This is a genomic window from Parasphingomonas halimpatiens (assembly GCF_036663795.1).
Taxonomy (GTDB): Bacteria; Pseudomonadota; Alphaproteobacteria; order Sphingomonadales; family Sphingomonadaceae; genus Sphingomonas.
Genome location: NZ_JAXOJP010000005.1, coordinates 42,620 through 57,276, shown reverse-complemented (window position 1 = coordinate 57,276; position 14,657 = coordinate 42,620). Strand labels below are relative to the sequence as shown.

Here is a 14,657-nt window from a genome sequence, read left to right as displayed (position 1 = left end):
CGCAAAAACGGTCACGCACCGAAGCGCGAAGGGGTGACGTGGCGGTTCACGAAGTCGAGCAGCCAGGATCGGTGCGCGCTGGCCGCGTCGCCGGTCCGGGCGACTCGCTGGCTGGCATTGGCGCTGCCGACCTGCGCATCGAGCAGCAGTCGGGCACGCCCGCTGTCCAGCCCACCCTTGAGGAAGCGGACCGAGTCGCCGGCGCCGAGATGATGGCCGAGATAGGCCGCACGCGCGACGCTGGCGATGTCTTCGCCGATCGCGATGCCGGCCTGCTTCAAATGGGCGACACTGCTGCGGGCATAGTCGGCCGTGGCATTGATCGACGCCGTTCCATCATAGCGCAGCGCGAGCAAGGCCGCTCGCGCCGCAGGGAGAAGGCGACCGTCGCTGCCCAACCAGCCTTTGCTGACGGCGGTGTCGTGGAGCCAGGTGCCCCGACGCTCCGCTTCGCCCTGCCAGGTGCCGCTGAGAAACTGGCCGAGTCCCGCCGCGCTCGAGCGCGGATTGCGCGAGCCGGTTTTCCAGCTGCCGTTGCAGTCCTTGCCGGCCTCGGCGTCGACGATCGCGGCGATCGCGGCGGCAGGGATCCCCGTCCGCGCAGCCGCGGCTGCGAGCGCCCCGCTGTAGCGGACGTTGGGGCCGAGGCCAGCAAGCAGGTCGGACGAGCCGGTGTTGCGAGGACTTGTGTCCGGTGCGCCGGAGTCGAGCAATCCTGCCGGGAGCGACCCCGAGTCGGCGGCAGCGCCCGTCATGAAGGCCGTGTTCCGTGACGGAGGTACGCCGGTTGCGACTGGCGTCGCAGATGGCGCCGCGGACGCAGGAGCGCTCGGCGCGTTGCGTGGGACAAGCAGGGACAGCAGCGTATCGAGATTGAAATCCGGGCACTCCGCTGCGCCCGTCATGGCGCCGCCGGTGTCGGAATCATCATAGCTTCCCAGCGCGGCGCGCCACAGCCGCGTCGCAACGTCGGAGCGCGCCTGGGCGTAGATGATCGCGGCTTTGTCGGCCGGCGCGAGCCGACTCAGATCGGTGGCAACAATCATGCGCTGTCCGCTCTATTTCTGTCGCGTGCGCGGCGCGCGTCGCGCATCGCGCGCGTAAAGCGAGCCGCGGAAAAATCATCGATCTGATGTTGTTCGGCCGTCGCGGCGACGCGCGAAACATCGTCGCGGTAGCGGTCTGCTGCGCCTTCGATCGCGCGCAGCGCGCCATAGGCCTCCGCTGCCTGCTGTTGCAGGACGTTCAAACGCCCATCGACGGTGGCGCGCTCGCGGTTCAGCGCGTCGCGCTGCGCGCGCATCCGCGCGACAAAGGCATGGGCCGAAAAGGCGTGATCGCCCGCCGCCAGCGCGACCTCGACCCGCACCGTTTGATCGACGTCGTCGCGCCGTCGTTCGAGCGCGAGCAACTGCGTGACCTCGACGCTGATCGAGACCCGCATGTCGTCCATCTCACGCTGCCGCAAGCGCAGCGCAGCGTCATAGGGGGTGGTCATGCGCCATCATCCAGAATCGCCCCAAGCGCGGCGAAGCTGTCGGCGACGTCCCCGTGGTCCTGCTTGGTCTGGACCAGGAGCTTCTCGATCTGGGGTGCCAGCCGAATCGCGCGGTCGACCTCCGGATTCGAGCCGTTTTTGTAAGCGCCGAGCCGGACGATCTCCTCCATGTCGCCATAGGTCGACAGCACCGTCCGCGCCGCCAGCCGCATGACGTTCTGTTCGTCGCTCAGCGCGCCGGGCAGTGTCCGTGACACCGATTTGAGGATGTCGATCGCCGGATAGCGGCCGCGCTCGGCGATACGTCGCGTGATCACGATGTGACCATCGAGGATGCCGCGCACCGCATCGGCGACGGGTTCGTTATGGTCGTCGCCGTCGACGAGTACCGTGAACAGGCCGGTGATCGACCCCTGGCCTGGCCGCCCCGGACCTGCACGTTCGAGCAGGCGCGGCAGCTCGGCAAAGACCGTCGGCGTATATCCCTTGGTCGCGGCCGGTTCGCCACTCGCGAGGCCGATCTCGCGCTGCGCCATCGCGAAGCGTGTCACCGAGTCCATCAGGCAGAGAACATTGAGCCCCTGGTCGCGAAAATGCTCGGCGATGGCGAGCGTCGTCCATGCCGCCTGGCGGCGCATGAGCGCGGGCTCGTCGGAGGTGGCGACAACGACGACGCTGCGCGCAAGTCCCTCGGCACCAAGGTCATCCTCGACAAATTCCTGCACCTCGCGGCCACGTTCGCCGATCAGCCCGATCACCGCGATATCGCATTCGGTCCACCGCGCCAGCATCGACAGCAGCACCGATTTGCCGACGCCCGAGCCGGCGAACAGGCCGAGCCGTTGCCCGCGACAGAGCGGCGCGAAGATGTCGAGCGCGCGGACACCGGTGGCGACGCGGTCGCCGACGCGCGCCCGTTCGGCAGCGGGCGGCGGCGGCGCCTTGATCGGGCGCGGGTCGAGGCCGAAGGGCAGCACGCCCTTGCCGTCGATCGGTACGCCGAGTCCGTCGACCATCCGGCCCAACCAGGCGTGGCATGGCCTGACCGTGAAGCGGCCGGAAACGAGCTCGGCGCGCGAGCCCGAGGCAATCCCCTGCGGGTCGCTGAACGGCAGACAATGGGCGACGTCGCGATCGAGCCCGGTCACCTCGGCCGCGACGGTGCCGTTGGCGGCACGGACACTGACATGCGAACCGATCCGTGCGGCGCCGTCGAGACCCTCGATCTCGATCAACGTGCCGCGCACGCCAATCACGCGACCGAAACGCTGGTCGGGCGACAGTTCGCGCAAGGCGCGTGCGGCGGCGGTAAGCGTCTTCACGTTCGGCGATCAGGCGGCCTGGTTTTCGACACGCGCGAACACCTCCGCCTCATAGGCGATCAGTGCCCGGCAATCGGCGAGCGCACGGTAGAAATCGGCGGTGGCGACCTTGCGCGCGAAACTCGCGCATGCAGCCTTCGCTTCGTGCGATTCGAGCGCGCCGATCAAACCGCCGAGATAGCCAACGATCTCGTCATGGTGCGCGGCCGCGCCGTCCGGATCGATATAGGCCATCATGCACGCATAATAGAGCCGCCGCGCCGGCGTGGTCGCTTCGTCGGGTGTCATCACCTCGCGACCGCGCAGCAACGCCACGGTGTTCTCGACGCACAGGTCAGTGCGGCCGATCGACCGCAGTACCGCGCCATTCACGATCATCTGCTCGCCGTCGCGAAGGGAAATTCGAAGCGTCATCAGCCAGGCCCTTTAATCGTTTCTACTCTTATAGGAGGAAACTGCGGGCCGGGGCTGTGTTGATAATTCTTGCCGATGGTGCGGCTTTCGCTCGCGATCATCCTACAATCAAGGGAGCGTCACTGCCGTCGCCTTCTCTTTCTCGTGGAGATTATCCTTGAGCCTCTACTCAGCCCTGTATGCCGGTGTGTCCGGCCTGAGCGCGCAATCCACCGCCATGGCCAGCGTTGCCGACAACATCACCAACATCAACACCGTCGGCTACAAGAACTCCGACACCCAATTCAGCACCATGGTGGCCGATGGCCGCACCGGCGGGAAAGGCTATGCGGCCGGCGGTGTTGCCAGCGTGACGCGTGCGCAGGTGTCCAAGCAGGGCGTGCTGCAGTCGTCCGCGAGTTCGACCGATGTCGGCATCGAGGGCGCGGGCTTCTTCGTGACGCGCGACGGGATCGGCGCCGGCAGCAACGTCGCCTATACGCGGGCGGGTTCTTTCACGCCCGACAGCGCGGGCTATCTCAAGAATGCCGGGGGCTATTACCTGCAGGGGTGGGCGCTCGACGCACAGGGCAATTACGCGAACAACGGCAATCTCAGCGCGCTTGTTCCCGTGCGCGTCAGCCAGCTGACCGGCACGGCGGCGGCAACGAGCAAGGTCCAGCTCCGCGCCAATCTCGAATCGACCGCTGCGGCGTTTACCGGAACCTATGCGGCCGGCGATCTCGCCGCCGGGACGACACCCGCGCAATTTTCCCGTTCGGTCGATATCGCCGATGCGCAAGGCGGCACCCACGCCGTCACGCTCGCGTTCCTCAAGACGGGGCCGAATGCCTGGGTCGGTGAGATCTATGCGACGCCAGCCACCGACGTGACCGCGACGGGGGGCTTGCTGGCCAGCGGCAAAGTCCTGTTCAACAGCGATGGCAGCCTCGACCGTGCCGGCTCCGATCCGGGGATGTTCGCTGCCCTGACGCCGACCTGGACCAATGGTGCGGGCTCCGGGCCGATTTCGATCGGGCTCGGCACCGACGGCGGGCTCGACGGCCTTACCCAGTTCGGTGGGCAGTCGGCGCTGATCTCGTCGACCGTCGACGGCGGGTTGCTCGGCAGTGTCGCGTCGATCCGCATTTCCGACAAGGGTGTCGTCAGCGCGGTCTTCGATGACGGTACCTCGCGCTCGGTGTTCCAGTTGCCGCTCGCCAACTTCCAGAATCCCGACGGTCTCAGCCGCTTGCCCGGTAACGCCTATGGCGTTTCCGACCAGTCGGGCAGCGTCGCGGTCAACGCACCGGGCGCGCTCGGTGCGGGCAATATTTCGTCGGGGACACTCGAGGCGTCGACGGTCGATCTTGCGCAGGAGTTCACCAACATGATCCGCTTCCAGCGGGCTTACAGTGCCTCGTCCAAGATCATCACCACGGTCGATGAGATGCTGCAGGAAATCAGCAACCTCAAGCGATAAGCGATTGAAACGAAAGCGGGCGGGGAATGATCCCCGCCCGACCAGGGGATAGCCAGCGTGTCGTTGAGCGAAATCATGGCATCGGCGATGTCCGGCCTCGCGGCGTCGCAGGCGGGCTTGCGCTCGGTGTCCAACAATATCGCCAATGTCGGCACCCCCGGCTATGCGCGCGAAACCGTCACGCAGACGACTGGCGTCACGGCGGGGCTGGTCAATGGCGTAACGATCGGCGAGCCGAGCCGGATCGCCGATCGCTTTCTCGAGACGACCGTCTATCGCCGCGCGGGCGAAATGGGCGCGGCGGACGTCACATCTTCCTATCTCGACCGACTGCAGTCGTTGCTCGGCGCGCCCGGCGCGACCTATGGCCTGCCCGCACGCCTCGATGCGATCAGCGCATCGGCGGTGGCGATGACCGGAACGCAGGCCTCGGCACAGACCGTCGCCAGCTTTACCGCCAATGTCCAGGACGCGATTACGTCGACCAACCAGCTCGGCACCGACGTTGCCGCGCTGCGATCCGATGTCGAGTCGGAGGTCGGTTACACGGTGGACCGCGTCAACAGCCTGCTCGTGCGGATCAACGATCTCAACAGCAGCGTCGCGCGCCTCGACGGCAACGGCCACAGTTCGGCCGGCGTCGCCGATCAGCGTATGTCGGCGATCGAGGAGCTGAGCGGCCTCATCAAGGTCACCGTGCGCGAGCAACCCAATGGACGCGTGTCGATCGACACTGCCTCCGGGATACCGCTGCTCGACAATCGGTTGCGCCAGCTCAGCTATCCGTCATCCGGGCAAGGCGGCACGCAAACGGTCTATCCGGTCATCGCCGTGCGCTTTGCCGACACCAATGGCAGCGTCGGCGCGGCGACCGGCGATAAGCTCGATTCGGCAGCGGTCGGCGGCAAGCTGGGCGGCTTGATCGATCTGCGCGACCGCTCGCTGCCCGCTTTCACCGAGAAGCTCGGGGTTCTCTTCACCGGCCTTGCCCAGACGCTCAACGCCGCGTCGAACGCCGCGACGACGGTACCCCCGCCGGCGCGCCTCGATGGCCGACAATCCGGCCTCGTCGGCGGCGACCGGCTGGGTTTTACGGGATCGGCGGTGTTCGCCGTGACGAAATCGACCGGAGAACTGGTCGCCTCGACGACGATCGATTTCTCCGCGCTCCCGGCAACGGCCACCGTCAACGATGCCGTTGCCGCAATCAATGCCGGGCTGGGCAGCAGCGCGACGGCATCGTTTACGGCCGGTGTCCTGTCGATCAAGGCAAACGGGACTGGGAATGGCGTCGCCATCGCGCAGGACCCGACGACGCCGAGCGCGCGCGCCGGTATGGGCTTTTCGCAGTATTTCGGCATGAACGACCTGATCCGCAGCGCCGACAGCCCGCTCGTCCCGTCGGGATTTGTCGCGTCGGACCCGCATGGGTTCACCACCGGCCAGGCAGCCGAGATCGTCCTGCGCGATTCTTCCGGCCGCGCCGTGACGCATTATACGCTGACCGGAAGCACAGGCCCCACCTTTGGCGATCTCGTCAGCGAACTCAACGCCAGCCCGCTCGCCGGGTTCGGCAGCTTCGCGATGGACGACAAGGGTCGCATTCAATTCCAGGCGAATGCGAATGTCGTCGGCGCTGCGCTGTCAATCACGGGGGACACGACCGATCGACTCGGCAGCGGGAGATCCTTTTCGAGCATTTCGCAGTTGACCGGTGCATCCAGCGGCGTCTCCACCGCCGGTGTTCGGCCTGACATTCTGGCGACCTCGAGCAAGCTCGGTCTCGCGCAATTGCAGACCGGCGTTGCGGTTGGCGCAAAGGCGCTCGGGGCGGGCGACAATCGCGGTGCGACGCGGTTCGTCGAGCAACTCGCAAAGCCGGTCGATCTCGGCAAGGACGGGGTCGTCACGACGGCGGCGTTCACCGCGCAACTGCTCGGGAGCACCGGCACATCCGCGTCGCAGGCGTCCGCGACGCTCGCCGACGCCACCGCGCGCCGCGACGATGCGGTCAACCGCCGCGACAGCTTCTCGGGCGTCAATATCGACGAGGAACTGTCGCAGATGGTCGTGCTGCAGAACAGTTACTCGGCAGCGGCGCGGGTGATCAGCACGGCAAGCCAGATGTACGACACCCTGCTGGGCATGATTCACTGAAGGAAGCACCAATGTCACGCGTTGCCACCATCCCGCTTCAGCGCACCATGTCCGCAGCGATCCAGCATGCGCAGCAATCGCTCGCCAAGACCCAGCAGCAACTTTCGACCGGCAAGAAGGCAGCCGATTTCGCCGCGCTCGGTACCGAGGCAGTGCGCAATCTCTCGACCCATTCACTGCTTGCCCAGCAGGATGCCTATGTCGGCGTGGCCGGGCGTATCGGCACCACGTTGACGCTGAACGACGCCAATATGAGCGCCATCGATACGGCGGCGAGCGCGTTGAAGCAGAGTTTGCTCACCGCTGTCGGCACCGGTCGGGCGCCAGGCCTGAGCGACGCGATTTCGGCAGCCTTTGACCAATTTCGCGCATCGCTCAACGCATCGGACGGCGGCGTATCGCTGTTCGGGGGCTCCCAGACCGATGGCCCGGCGTTCCTGCCCAATAATATCGCGGGTACGCTCGGCGTGCCACCGGCAGCGGCGTTCGCCAATGACGGCGTGAAGGCGTCGGCGCGGCTGGCAGATGGTCTTGACGTCCAATATGGCGTCACTGCGAGCGATATCGGCTCGGGTCTATATTCGGCCTTTCAGACTCTCGCCGCCGCCGGTGCGATTGGGGAGACGCCGACCCAGGCGCAGCTTGACGCGTTGTCACAGGCTGCGGGGCAGATCGAGACCGGGCTTGCCGGACTGCGCACGGTCAACGCCGAAAATGGCCGCAAACAAGCCCAGGTAGAGGCACTCGGCTCAAGTGCGGGGGACCGGTCGCTGCTGATGCAGGGAATCATCACCAACAATGAGGATGCCGACCTCGGACAGGTGGCGATCGATCTGGCGCAGCAAAAGATGACGCTGCAGGCCAGCTACTCGGTGTTTTCGCAGCTTTCCGGGCTCAGCCTCGCCAGCTATCTCCACTAGGGTCGGCTACGGGATCGGCGGCAGCATTTCCCTCTGCGCGCTGCGAACAGGAGCCCGTCAGTCCGTCTTGCTGGCAACGCGCGGCGCGGCGTCGATCAGATCGGCGATGCCGCCGGCCGGACTGGCCGACGGGATCGCCGCCATCGCCGCGCTCATCGTTGCCGGGTCGATCGCCCCGACGGCAGCCGTCAGCGCTTCGAAAGCGCCGGCGGTCGGCAGCCTTGCAAATGCCGCGCCATAGCGACTGCGAAGGAGCGCGAGATCATTTTCGCGCCCCAGCATGGCGAGCGCGATCGCGTAGCGCAAAATCCTGGCTTGCACGACCTCGGTCATCGGCGTCGATCCGGCCGGCGCCGGCACGGCAGTGGCGGCGAGTGCCTTCCAGTCGCGATGCTTCCAATAGATCTCGCCGCGGATGGCACCGCCATCGGGCACGTCCTGAAGTGCCGCCAACGCCTCGTCGGTCTGACCGAGTTGATCGAGCGCGACGGCCTCGACCCGGTGTCGATCCCAGAGCATCTCGTCCGGATAGGCGTTCGCATCGGTGTCACGGATTGCTGCCAGCGCCCGACTCGGCTTCGCCGCGAGGATGAACAGGGAGGCGACGCGCGCCGACAGGGGCCCCTGTGCGATATCCTTTGTGCGGACACGCAGTTGATGGTCGAGCAATTCGGCGGCACGCTCGTACAAGCCGGCCGACTGCAAACGATCGGCGAGCTGGAACACCATGAAATCGCCCGCCGCAGCCGCCGGTGAAAGATCGCGATAGTCCCAGTAGAGCCCGGCGACCTGGTCGAGCGGCATCGGATTGTCCGCGGCGAGCGCCGCCATCAATGTTTGCTGGAGCTCGGCGACCAGCGTCGAGCGATCGGCGCCGCCGCTGAAATAGCGGAACAGGGTCGCGCCCGCTTCGAGCGTGCCGCGCAAATCGTGGTTTCGGCGCGCGACCTTGTAGGCGAGGCGCAGGGCGCGCACCTCGATATCGCCGCCGCGCCACACGAAACGGATCTGGCCCAACCGGTCCGACGCAGACCGGGTGAGCACGCCACGTCTCGCGCTATCCTCCAACATGCTGAGATCGGCGTCGATCGCTTGTGCGCGGTCGCCGGCTGCCTTGGCGCCCGCCAGGAGCGCATGGCCCTGCGACGTTCGACCGAGCGCCAACGCGGCACGGCCACGCATGAGGTTTGCCGCGATATTGGTGGTCGGCAAGGTCTTGAGCAGTTCCACGGCAAGCGCCGGCCGACCCAGGTCGGCGGCGGCGCGCGCCACGGCAAGCGCAAAAGGCGCGCGGGTCGCGGCCGGGCGGGCGTTCAACGCGGGCAGCGCGCACCGAAGCTCAGCGAGCACCTGATCGGGCAGGTTGGCCTGGGCCAGCGCCAGCATGCGCCACGCACAGGCTTCGGGATTCCGCGACAGTACGTCGTTCGTCAAGGCGGCAACAGCGACCGACGGCCGGTTCAGCAGGGTGAGGGTTGCGCCGAGCGCCAGCTGGTAGGACGGCACCAGCGAAAGATCAGGCTCATCCTGCCGCATGACGTCGAGCGCCGCGATGGCTTCCGCCGCGCGCCCGAGCAGGACCTGGTTTGTCGCATAGGCCCAGCGGGCCGCCTGGCGCGTCGCCGGCCGCGCCGCAATCAGGCCGGCCCATCCTGCGCTCTGGCCAGCCATGTGCCACCCACCGGGCGAGGCGATGACGGGGCGGCTGGACAATGACGGCGCGAATGGCGGCAGCCGGAGCGTGGCGTGGACCGATGCGGGCGCCCGTGGCAGCACGGCGGCATCGGCATCCTTTGCCGCTTCCGCGGCATCGGGCACGACCCCGTCGCCAGCGATGACCTGGCGCGGCACCGGCGCCGACGCCGTGGCGAGCAATGCTGCCAATGCGACGGCGAACCGGGCGCGCATCACAGCAGCCCGGCTCGAGCGGTCAGCGCGGTACCCAACGCGCCTGCCATGCATGCCAGCAGGAAGAGAATCACCCAAAGCAAGGTGTGGGATGTCGACCGTGGTGCGGAGACGGTCGGCTGATCGGCGATATTGCCGTCTGGCTGACCGGCGGGCTGCGGTATGGGATCGATATCGAAGGGGTTGGAATCGATCATTTTCTCGCGGCGAGGTCTTTGATCCCGGCTCATGAAATCTCCAGAATTTGTTATACATTTAATTATAGGAGAGTGAGGTCCCGAGCGTGTCCCTCGAGCGGAGTCCGAACGATTTCGAAAATTGCCCCGAAGATGGCGTCGCTCCTGCAGATCGCGGCGGTTGCCGTCGCGACATCGGCGAGTCCCGCCGATGGCGCATTGCCGCCGCAAGCGACTCCGCAGCTCATCGCGATGACGCAGATCGTCGTGCCGATCATCGGTTCCGATCAGATCGAGGGCGCGTTGCACCTCAAGATGGTGCTGGCAGCGCCCGATGCGGCGCGTCTCGCGCGCTTGACCGCGCGGCTTCCCGAACTCCGCGCCGTTGCGATCGCCAGCGCGATCGAATTTTCCCGGCTGTACGCATCGACCCAGACGCCGGTGAACGTCGCTCAGCTCAGCGCGATGCTGACCAGCGCGCTGCGCAGCAAGAATCCCGACGTGGCCGAAGTCCTTATCGTCGAGATCTCGGCAGCCGAATGACGGCCGCTGACGAAATTGTGAGAGAATATCGAATCGGCGGGCGAGTCGCGGCTCACATATCCACCTGTCCGCCGCGAGACTGACGGGTAGGCGACGCTGCCGGGTTCAGGGCGCGGGTCGTCGCCCCGGCCGGGGTGAAAGAGAGAGCGGAAGCTCTTTCCTCTTGGGCGACTTCCGCGCCAGCGACATGCTGAGATCAGCCGCGCCGCCGGGTGTCATCGCGGCAAGGATCATCGCGGTGGATCGCTCGCGCATGCGCTGCGCCACCTTCATCTGCACGTCCATGTCGAGTTGTTCGAAGACGAGCGCTGCCTTGGTCGGCTTCATCGCCTGGTAGATGCGCGCAAGATTGTCATATTGCGCCTCCTTGGCGGCATTGGTGCCCGAGTCGGTCGCGGCGTCGGCTTGTTGCTGGCGCGCCCGCAGATCTGCCTTGATTCGTTCCTCGGCGGCCCGCGCCACCTGTTCGCGGAGCTCAAGTGCGCGGTTGCGGCGGGCGGCGGACTCGTCGTGCGCCGCGAGATCCTGCTTGATCGCGGTCCCCAGCCGGGTAGCCGGCGCTTCGGGCGAGGGGGAGGTGGCGCTGACCGCATGGGCAAGGGTGGAAATCGTCGCCGCCGCGGCGGTGAGCATCAGCAGCGAAGGTCTACGGATCATGCCGGCGTTTCCGATGCAGATTGCGGCACGGGCCTGGCGCGTACTTTTGTTCGGGGCGTCGCGCGGGGCGGCGTCGTCTTGCCGACGGCCTCGACGATCCGCTCGGCGACGGCATCGGCGATCCCCGCCATGACGGTAAGCTCCTCGCGCATCGCGGTTCCGGTGGCGATGACGCGCGCATTGGCGGCGCAATCGACCCGCAGCGTCTCGCGCAAGTCCGCCAGCACGGCGCGCGCCTCGGCGGTCGATGTGTCGAGCGCCGCGACCATCGTGCCGAAGGCGACGCCCTTCACCGCGCGAAGGCAGCGGATCATCCTGACGCTCTGCACGAGCACGGCGGCGCAGAACATCATCGTCAGAATATTGGATAGCATCGCAAAGGTCATCGCTGAATCTCCTTGAACATGTCGGCCAGCATCCTGACCGCGATATTGCCCCGGCGCTGGCCGATCTGGGCGCGCCCCAGCGGAATGCCGCCCGACTGGATTTCGAGGGCATCGTCGGGGGCGGTGTTCAGCGGGATCGTCTGGCCCACGGCAAAGTCGTGAACCTCACGCAGCCGCAGGACCTTCTCACCCAGCACCACATCGACCGAAACCTCGGTCTTGAGCAATTCGGTTGCCATATGGTCTTCCCAGATGTTGCCGCGTCCGACCTTCTGACCCATGAAGCGCTGGAGCAGTTTTTCGCGGACCGGCTCGATCGTGGCATAGGGCAGCAGAATGCTAAATTTGCCCCCGCGTCCTTCCATATCGACGCGGAAGGTGGCGACGGCGGCAATGTTGGTCGGGCCGGCGATAGCGGCGAAGCGCGGGTTGGTTTCGACCCGTTCGAGGACGATGCCAATCGGGTCGATCGGCTCGAACGCGGTCGACAGATCGGCAAGTGCGAGTTCGAGCATCTTCGAGACGAGCGTGGTCTCGATCGTGGTAAAGGCCCGACCCTCGATCCGCATCGGGCCGCCGCCGCGCCGGCCGCCGAGCAAGGCGTCGACGACCGCGTAGATCAGGCTCGATTCGACGGTGATGACGCCATAATTGTCCCACTCCACCACGTTGAACACGCCAATCATCGCCGGCAGCGCCAACCGCCCCATGAACTCGCCGAAGCGGATCGAGGTCAACTCGTCGAGGCTCACGTCGATCGCCTCCGACGTCAAATTGCGCATGCTCGTAGCGAAGCTGCGCACCAGGTGCTCGCATACTACCTCGAGCATCGGCAGCCGCTCGTGGCTGATCACCTTCGACTCGATGACCGCCTTCAGCCCACTTTTCCTGGTGACCGGGGCATTGCCGTCGAACAACGCGTCGATGCCGGCCTGGTCGAACGCATCGCCATCGACATCACCCAGCGACAGGGTCGATGCCGGCAGCTCGAAGTCTACGAAATCGTCGCTCATTGCTGGATCAGATCCTGGATGAGAATGTCCTTGACTACGCCGGGCCCCATCGCGCCCGTTGCGCGCACCAGCATCTCCTCCTTGATGCGAAAGACAGCGGCGGAGCCGGCCAGGTCTTCCGGGCGCAACTCGCGCAGGAAGGGCTGGAAGGCATCGACGATGAGGGGCAATTTCGCCTTGATCAACTCGCCCTTGGCAGCCGAAGCCGGCACGAAGGTGAAGCGAATTTTCAGGAACCGCGCGCTGCCGTCCGCGCCACGCAGGTTGACCACCATCGCCGGCGCATCGACATAAGTCACACCTTCCTCTTCATGGCTTTCGGCACTCGGCTCGGCCGGCCCGCCGGCCAGCAGCAGATAGGCCGTGGCGCCGCCACCGATCAGGATCAGGAGCAGCACCGCACCAGCGATCACCACCAGTCGCTTGCTGAAGCGCGGCGGCTTGGGCGGCGGCGGAACGTCATCCTCGATGAGCTCGCTGTCGGGTTCGGGTGCTGACAACAGGTTCCCTTTCATGTGGCGCGACCAGCGGAAAATGCTCGCTGCGCGCCGTTCGCTCGAATCCCCTCTAATATAGGAGGGTAATGCGGCAACTTCTGCCTAGTGCATTTCGATCGACGATTAATACGGGAGCGAACGCGGATGGATATCTCCTCCTATGTCCTGTTGAGCCACGAGCAGGCGCTGCAGCGGCGGCTGGACGTGACCGCCAACAATATGGCCAATACCAGCACGGTCGGCTTCAAGCGCGAGCAGCCGGTGTTCCACGAATATGTCGAGCAGGGTGGCGATGCTTCCGTGAAGGCCGCCAACACAACCTCCTATGTGCTCGATTACGGCGCGATCCACGATACCGGCATGGGCGCGTTCCAGCCGACCGGTAATCCGCTCGACGTCATGATCGACGGCCCGGGCTATTTCGGCGTGGAGACACCTGGCGGGGGTACGGCCTACACCCGCGCCGGTTTCGTGAAGGTCCTCACCTCGGGCGACCTGGCGACGGCGGGGGGCCAGCGATTGCTCGACGGCGCCGGCAAACCGATCAACGTCCCGCCCGATCAGCTCGCATCGCTCAGCATTGCCAGCGATGGTTCGGTAACGAGTGCGAGCGGCGTGATCGGACGTCTCGGGGTTACCGTCTTCGCCGACGAGGCTACCGTGTCACCGCGCGGCGATGGTCTGATGGCCGGCGCCGGTGGCCGCATCCTGTCCGCTGCCGAGACCAAGCTCACCACGGGCGGGGTGGAGGGGTCCAACGTCCAGCCGATCGTCGAGACCACGGCGATGGTCGAGATCCTGCGTTCCTACCAGTCCAGCCAGCGCATGTCAGACGGTATCGAGCAAATGCGCTCGCGCGCCATCGACCGACTTGGCCGCTTCAGCTGATCCGCACCGCTCGAATTCCCAGAAAGGTATCCCATGCGTTCTCTCTCGATTGCCTCGTCCGGCATGCTGGCCCAACAGACCAATGTCGACGTCATCTCGAACAATATCGCCAATATGAGCACGACCGCCTTCAAGCGTCAGCGGGCCGAGTTTCAGGACCTGTTGTATCAGCAGGTTTCGCGCGCCGGCGCGGCCTCGGGCAGCGATTCGAAGCTGCCGACCGGCATCCAGATCGGCGCGGGCGTGAAGACCGGCGGTGTCTACCGCATCGCCGAGCAGGGCGCGCTGTCGCAGACGGACAATCCCTATGACATGGCGATCCAGGGCAGAGGCTATTTCCAGATCACGCTGCCGAACGGCGTTACCGGCTATACCCGCGACGGCTCGTTCCAGCTGTCGGACCAGGGCGAGCTGGTCACCGCCGACGGCTTCCCGGTTCAGCCGGGCATCACCGTACCGCAGGGCGCGGTTGCCGTGACGGTTTCGAAGACCGGCGAAGTCCAGATTACCCTGGCGGGAACCCCCGCGCCGCAGACGATCGGGCAGTTGCAGCTGGCGACCTTCGTCAATGAAGCCGGCCTCGAGGCGCAAGGCGGCAACAATTTCCTCGAAACCGCGGCGTCGGGCCAGGCGACGATCGCCTCCCCGGGCGAGCCGGGCTTCGGCACCATCACACAGGGCTTCATCGAGCAGTCAAACGTCAACCCGGTCAGCGAGATCACCGCGTTGATCACCGCGCAACGCGCCTATGAGATGAACAGTCGCGTGGTGAAGACGGCCGATGAGATGCTCGCCACGACAAGCCAGTTGCGCTGA

16 protein-coding genes are annotated in these 14,657 nt (G+C 66.1%); 6 read left to right on the top strand and 10 right to left on the bottom strand.

What is annotated here, in order from left to right; genetic code table 11:
* Positions 1-11: 11 nt before the first annotated feature.
* Genes U1839_RS06960 through U1839_RS06945 form a run of 4 tightly spaced genes read right to left on the bottom strand, consistent with a single transcriptional unit; the run spans position 12 to position 3,234 of the window.
* A complete protein-coding gene (locus U1839_RS06960; RefSeq protein WP_332802944.1) occupies positions 12-1,046 on the bottom strand; it encodes a peptidoglycan-binding protein in 1,035 nt (344 codons plus the stop codon).
* Complete coding sequence (locus U1839_RS06955; RefSeq protein WP_332802943.1) at positions 1,043-1,498, bottom strand: hypothetical protein; 456 nt, start codon at positions 1,496-1,498, stop codon at positions 1,043-1,045. The genes U1839_RS06960 and U1839_RS06955 overlap by 4 nt, the downstream gene beginning before the upstream one ends.
* Positions 1,495-2,820 (bottom strand): flagellar protein export ATPase FliI, encoded by a 1,326-nt coding sequence (gene fliI / locus U1839_RS06950; protein WP_332802942.1) that lies wholly within the window; start codon positions 2,818-2,820, stop codon positions 1,495-1,497. Before fliI ends, U1839_RS06955 begins: the two co-directional genes overlap by 4 nt.
* Positions 2,821-2,829: 9 nt before the next feature.
* Positions 2,830-3,234: a flagellar biosynthesis repressor FlbT gene (locus U1839_RS06945; protein ID WP_332802941.1), complete on the bottom strand. Its 405-nt coding sequence runs from the start codon at positions 3,232-3,234 to the stop codon at positions 2,830-2,832.
* A gap of 157 nt (positions 3,235-3,391) precedes the next feature.
* Here U1839_RS06945 and U1839_RS06940 point away from each other — a divergent pair, with 157 nt between their 5' ends.
* Genes U1839_RS06940 through U1839_RS06930 form a run of 3 tightly spaced genes read left to right on the top strand, consistent with a single transcriptional unit; the run spans position 3,392 to position 7,773 of the window.
* Positions 3,392-4,696, top strand: a complete 1,305-nt coding sequence (locus U1839_RS06940; RefSeq protein ID WP_332802940.1) for a flagellar hook protein FlgE — start codon at positions 3,392-3,394, stop codon at positions 4,694-4,696.
* A gap of 57 nt (positions 4,697-4,753) precedes the next feature.
* Positions 4,754-6,853 (top strand): flagellar hook-associated protein FlgK, encoded by a 2,100-nt coding sequence (locus U1839_RS06935; RefSeq protein ID WP_332802939.1) that lies wholly within the window; start codon positions 4,754-4,756, stop codon positions 6,851-6,853.
* Positions 6,854-6,864: 11 nt separating this feature from the next.
* Positions 6,865-7,773 carry a flagellin family protein gene (locus U1839_RS06930; protein ID WP_332802938.1) on the top strand — a complete coding sequence of 303 codons (909 nt, stop codon included), beginning with the start codon at positions 6,865-6,867 and terminating at the stop codon, positions 7,771-7,773.
* A 57-nt stretch (positions 7,774-7,830) separates the two neighbouring features.
* Here U1839_RS06930 and U1839_RS06925 read toward each other — a convergent pair whose 3' ends face one another.
* Complete coding sequence (locus U1839_RS06925) at positions 7,831-9,681, bottom strand: hypothetical protein (RefSeq protein WP_332802937.1); 1,851 nt, start codon at positions 9,679-9,681, stop codon at positions 7,831-7,833.
* On the bottom strand, positions 9,681-9,878 hold the full coding sequence (locus U1839_RS06920) for a hypothetical protein (protein ID WP_332802936.1): 198 nt from the start codon (positions 9,876-9,878) through the stop codon (positions 9,681-9,683). The genes U1839_RS06925 and U1839_RS06920 overlap by 1 nt, the downstream gene beginning before the upstream one ends.
* A gap of 132 nt (positions 9,879-10,010) precedes the next feature.
* Here U1839_RS06920 and U1839_RS06915 point away from each other — a divergent pair, with 132 nt between their 5' ends.
* Positions 10,011-10,400 (top strand): hypothetical protein, encoded by a 390-nt coding sequence (locus tag U1839_RS06915; RefSeq protein ID WP_332802935.1) that lies wholly within the window; start codon positions 10,011-10,013, stop codon positions 10,398-10,400.
* A gap of 105 nt (positions 10,401-10,505) precedes the next feature.
* On the opposite strand, the gene U1839_RS06910 is transcribed toward U1839_RS06915, so the two are convergent.
* Genes U1839_RS06910 through U1839_RS06895 form a run of 4 tightly spaced genes read right to left on the bottom strand, consistent with a single transcriptional unit; the run spans position 10,506 to position 12,956 of the window.
* The gene (locus tag U1839_RS06910) at positions 10,506-11,057 is read right to left on the bottom strand and encodes a MotE family protein (protein WP_332802934.1); all 552 of its coding nucleotides are present in this window, start codon (positions 11,055-11,057) and stop codon (positions 10,506-10,508) included.
* Complete coding sequence (locus tag U1839_RS06905) at positions 11,054-11,443, bottom strand: hypothetical protein (protein WP_332802933.1); 390 nt, start codon at positions 11,441-11,443, stop codon at positions 11,054-11,056. The genes U1839_RS06910 and U1839_RS06905 overlap by 4 nt, the downstream gene beginning before the upstream one ends.
* Entirely contained in the window at positions 11,440-12,456 is a 1,017-nt protein-coding gene (fliM, locus tag U1839_RS06900) for a flagellar motor switch protein FliM (RefSeq protein ID WP_332802932.1), read from the bottom strand. The genes U1839_RS06905 and fliM overlap by 4 nt, the downstream gene beginning before the upstream one ends.
* Positions 12,453-12,956 carry a flagellar basal body-associated FliL family protein gene (locus U1839_RS06895; RefSeq protein WP_332802931.1) on the bottom strand — a complete coding sequence of 168 codons (504 nt, stop codon included), beginning with the start codon at positions 12,954-12,956 and terminating at the stop codon, positions 12,453-12,455. Before U1839_RS06895 ends, fliM begins: the two co-directional genes overlap by 4 nt.
* A 141-nt stretch (positions 12,957-13,097) precedes the next feature.
* Between U1839_RS06895 and U1839_RS06890 the strand changes: the two genes are divergently transcribed.
* Positions 13,098-13,841, top strand: a complete 744-nt coding sequence (locus U1839_RS06890; protein ID WP_332802930.1) for a flagellar hook basal-body protein — start codon at positions 13,098-13,100, stop codon at positions 13,839-13,841.
* 33 nt (positions 13,842-13,874) lie between these two features.
* Positions 13,875-14,657: a flagellar basal-body rod protein FlgG gene (gene flgG / locus U1839_RS06885; protein ID WP_332802929.1), complete on the top strand. Its 783-nt coding sequence runs from the start codon at positions 13,875-13,877 to the stop codon at positions 14,655-14,657.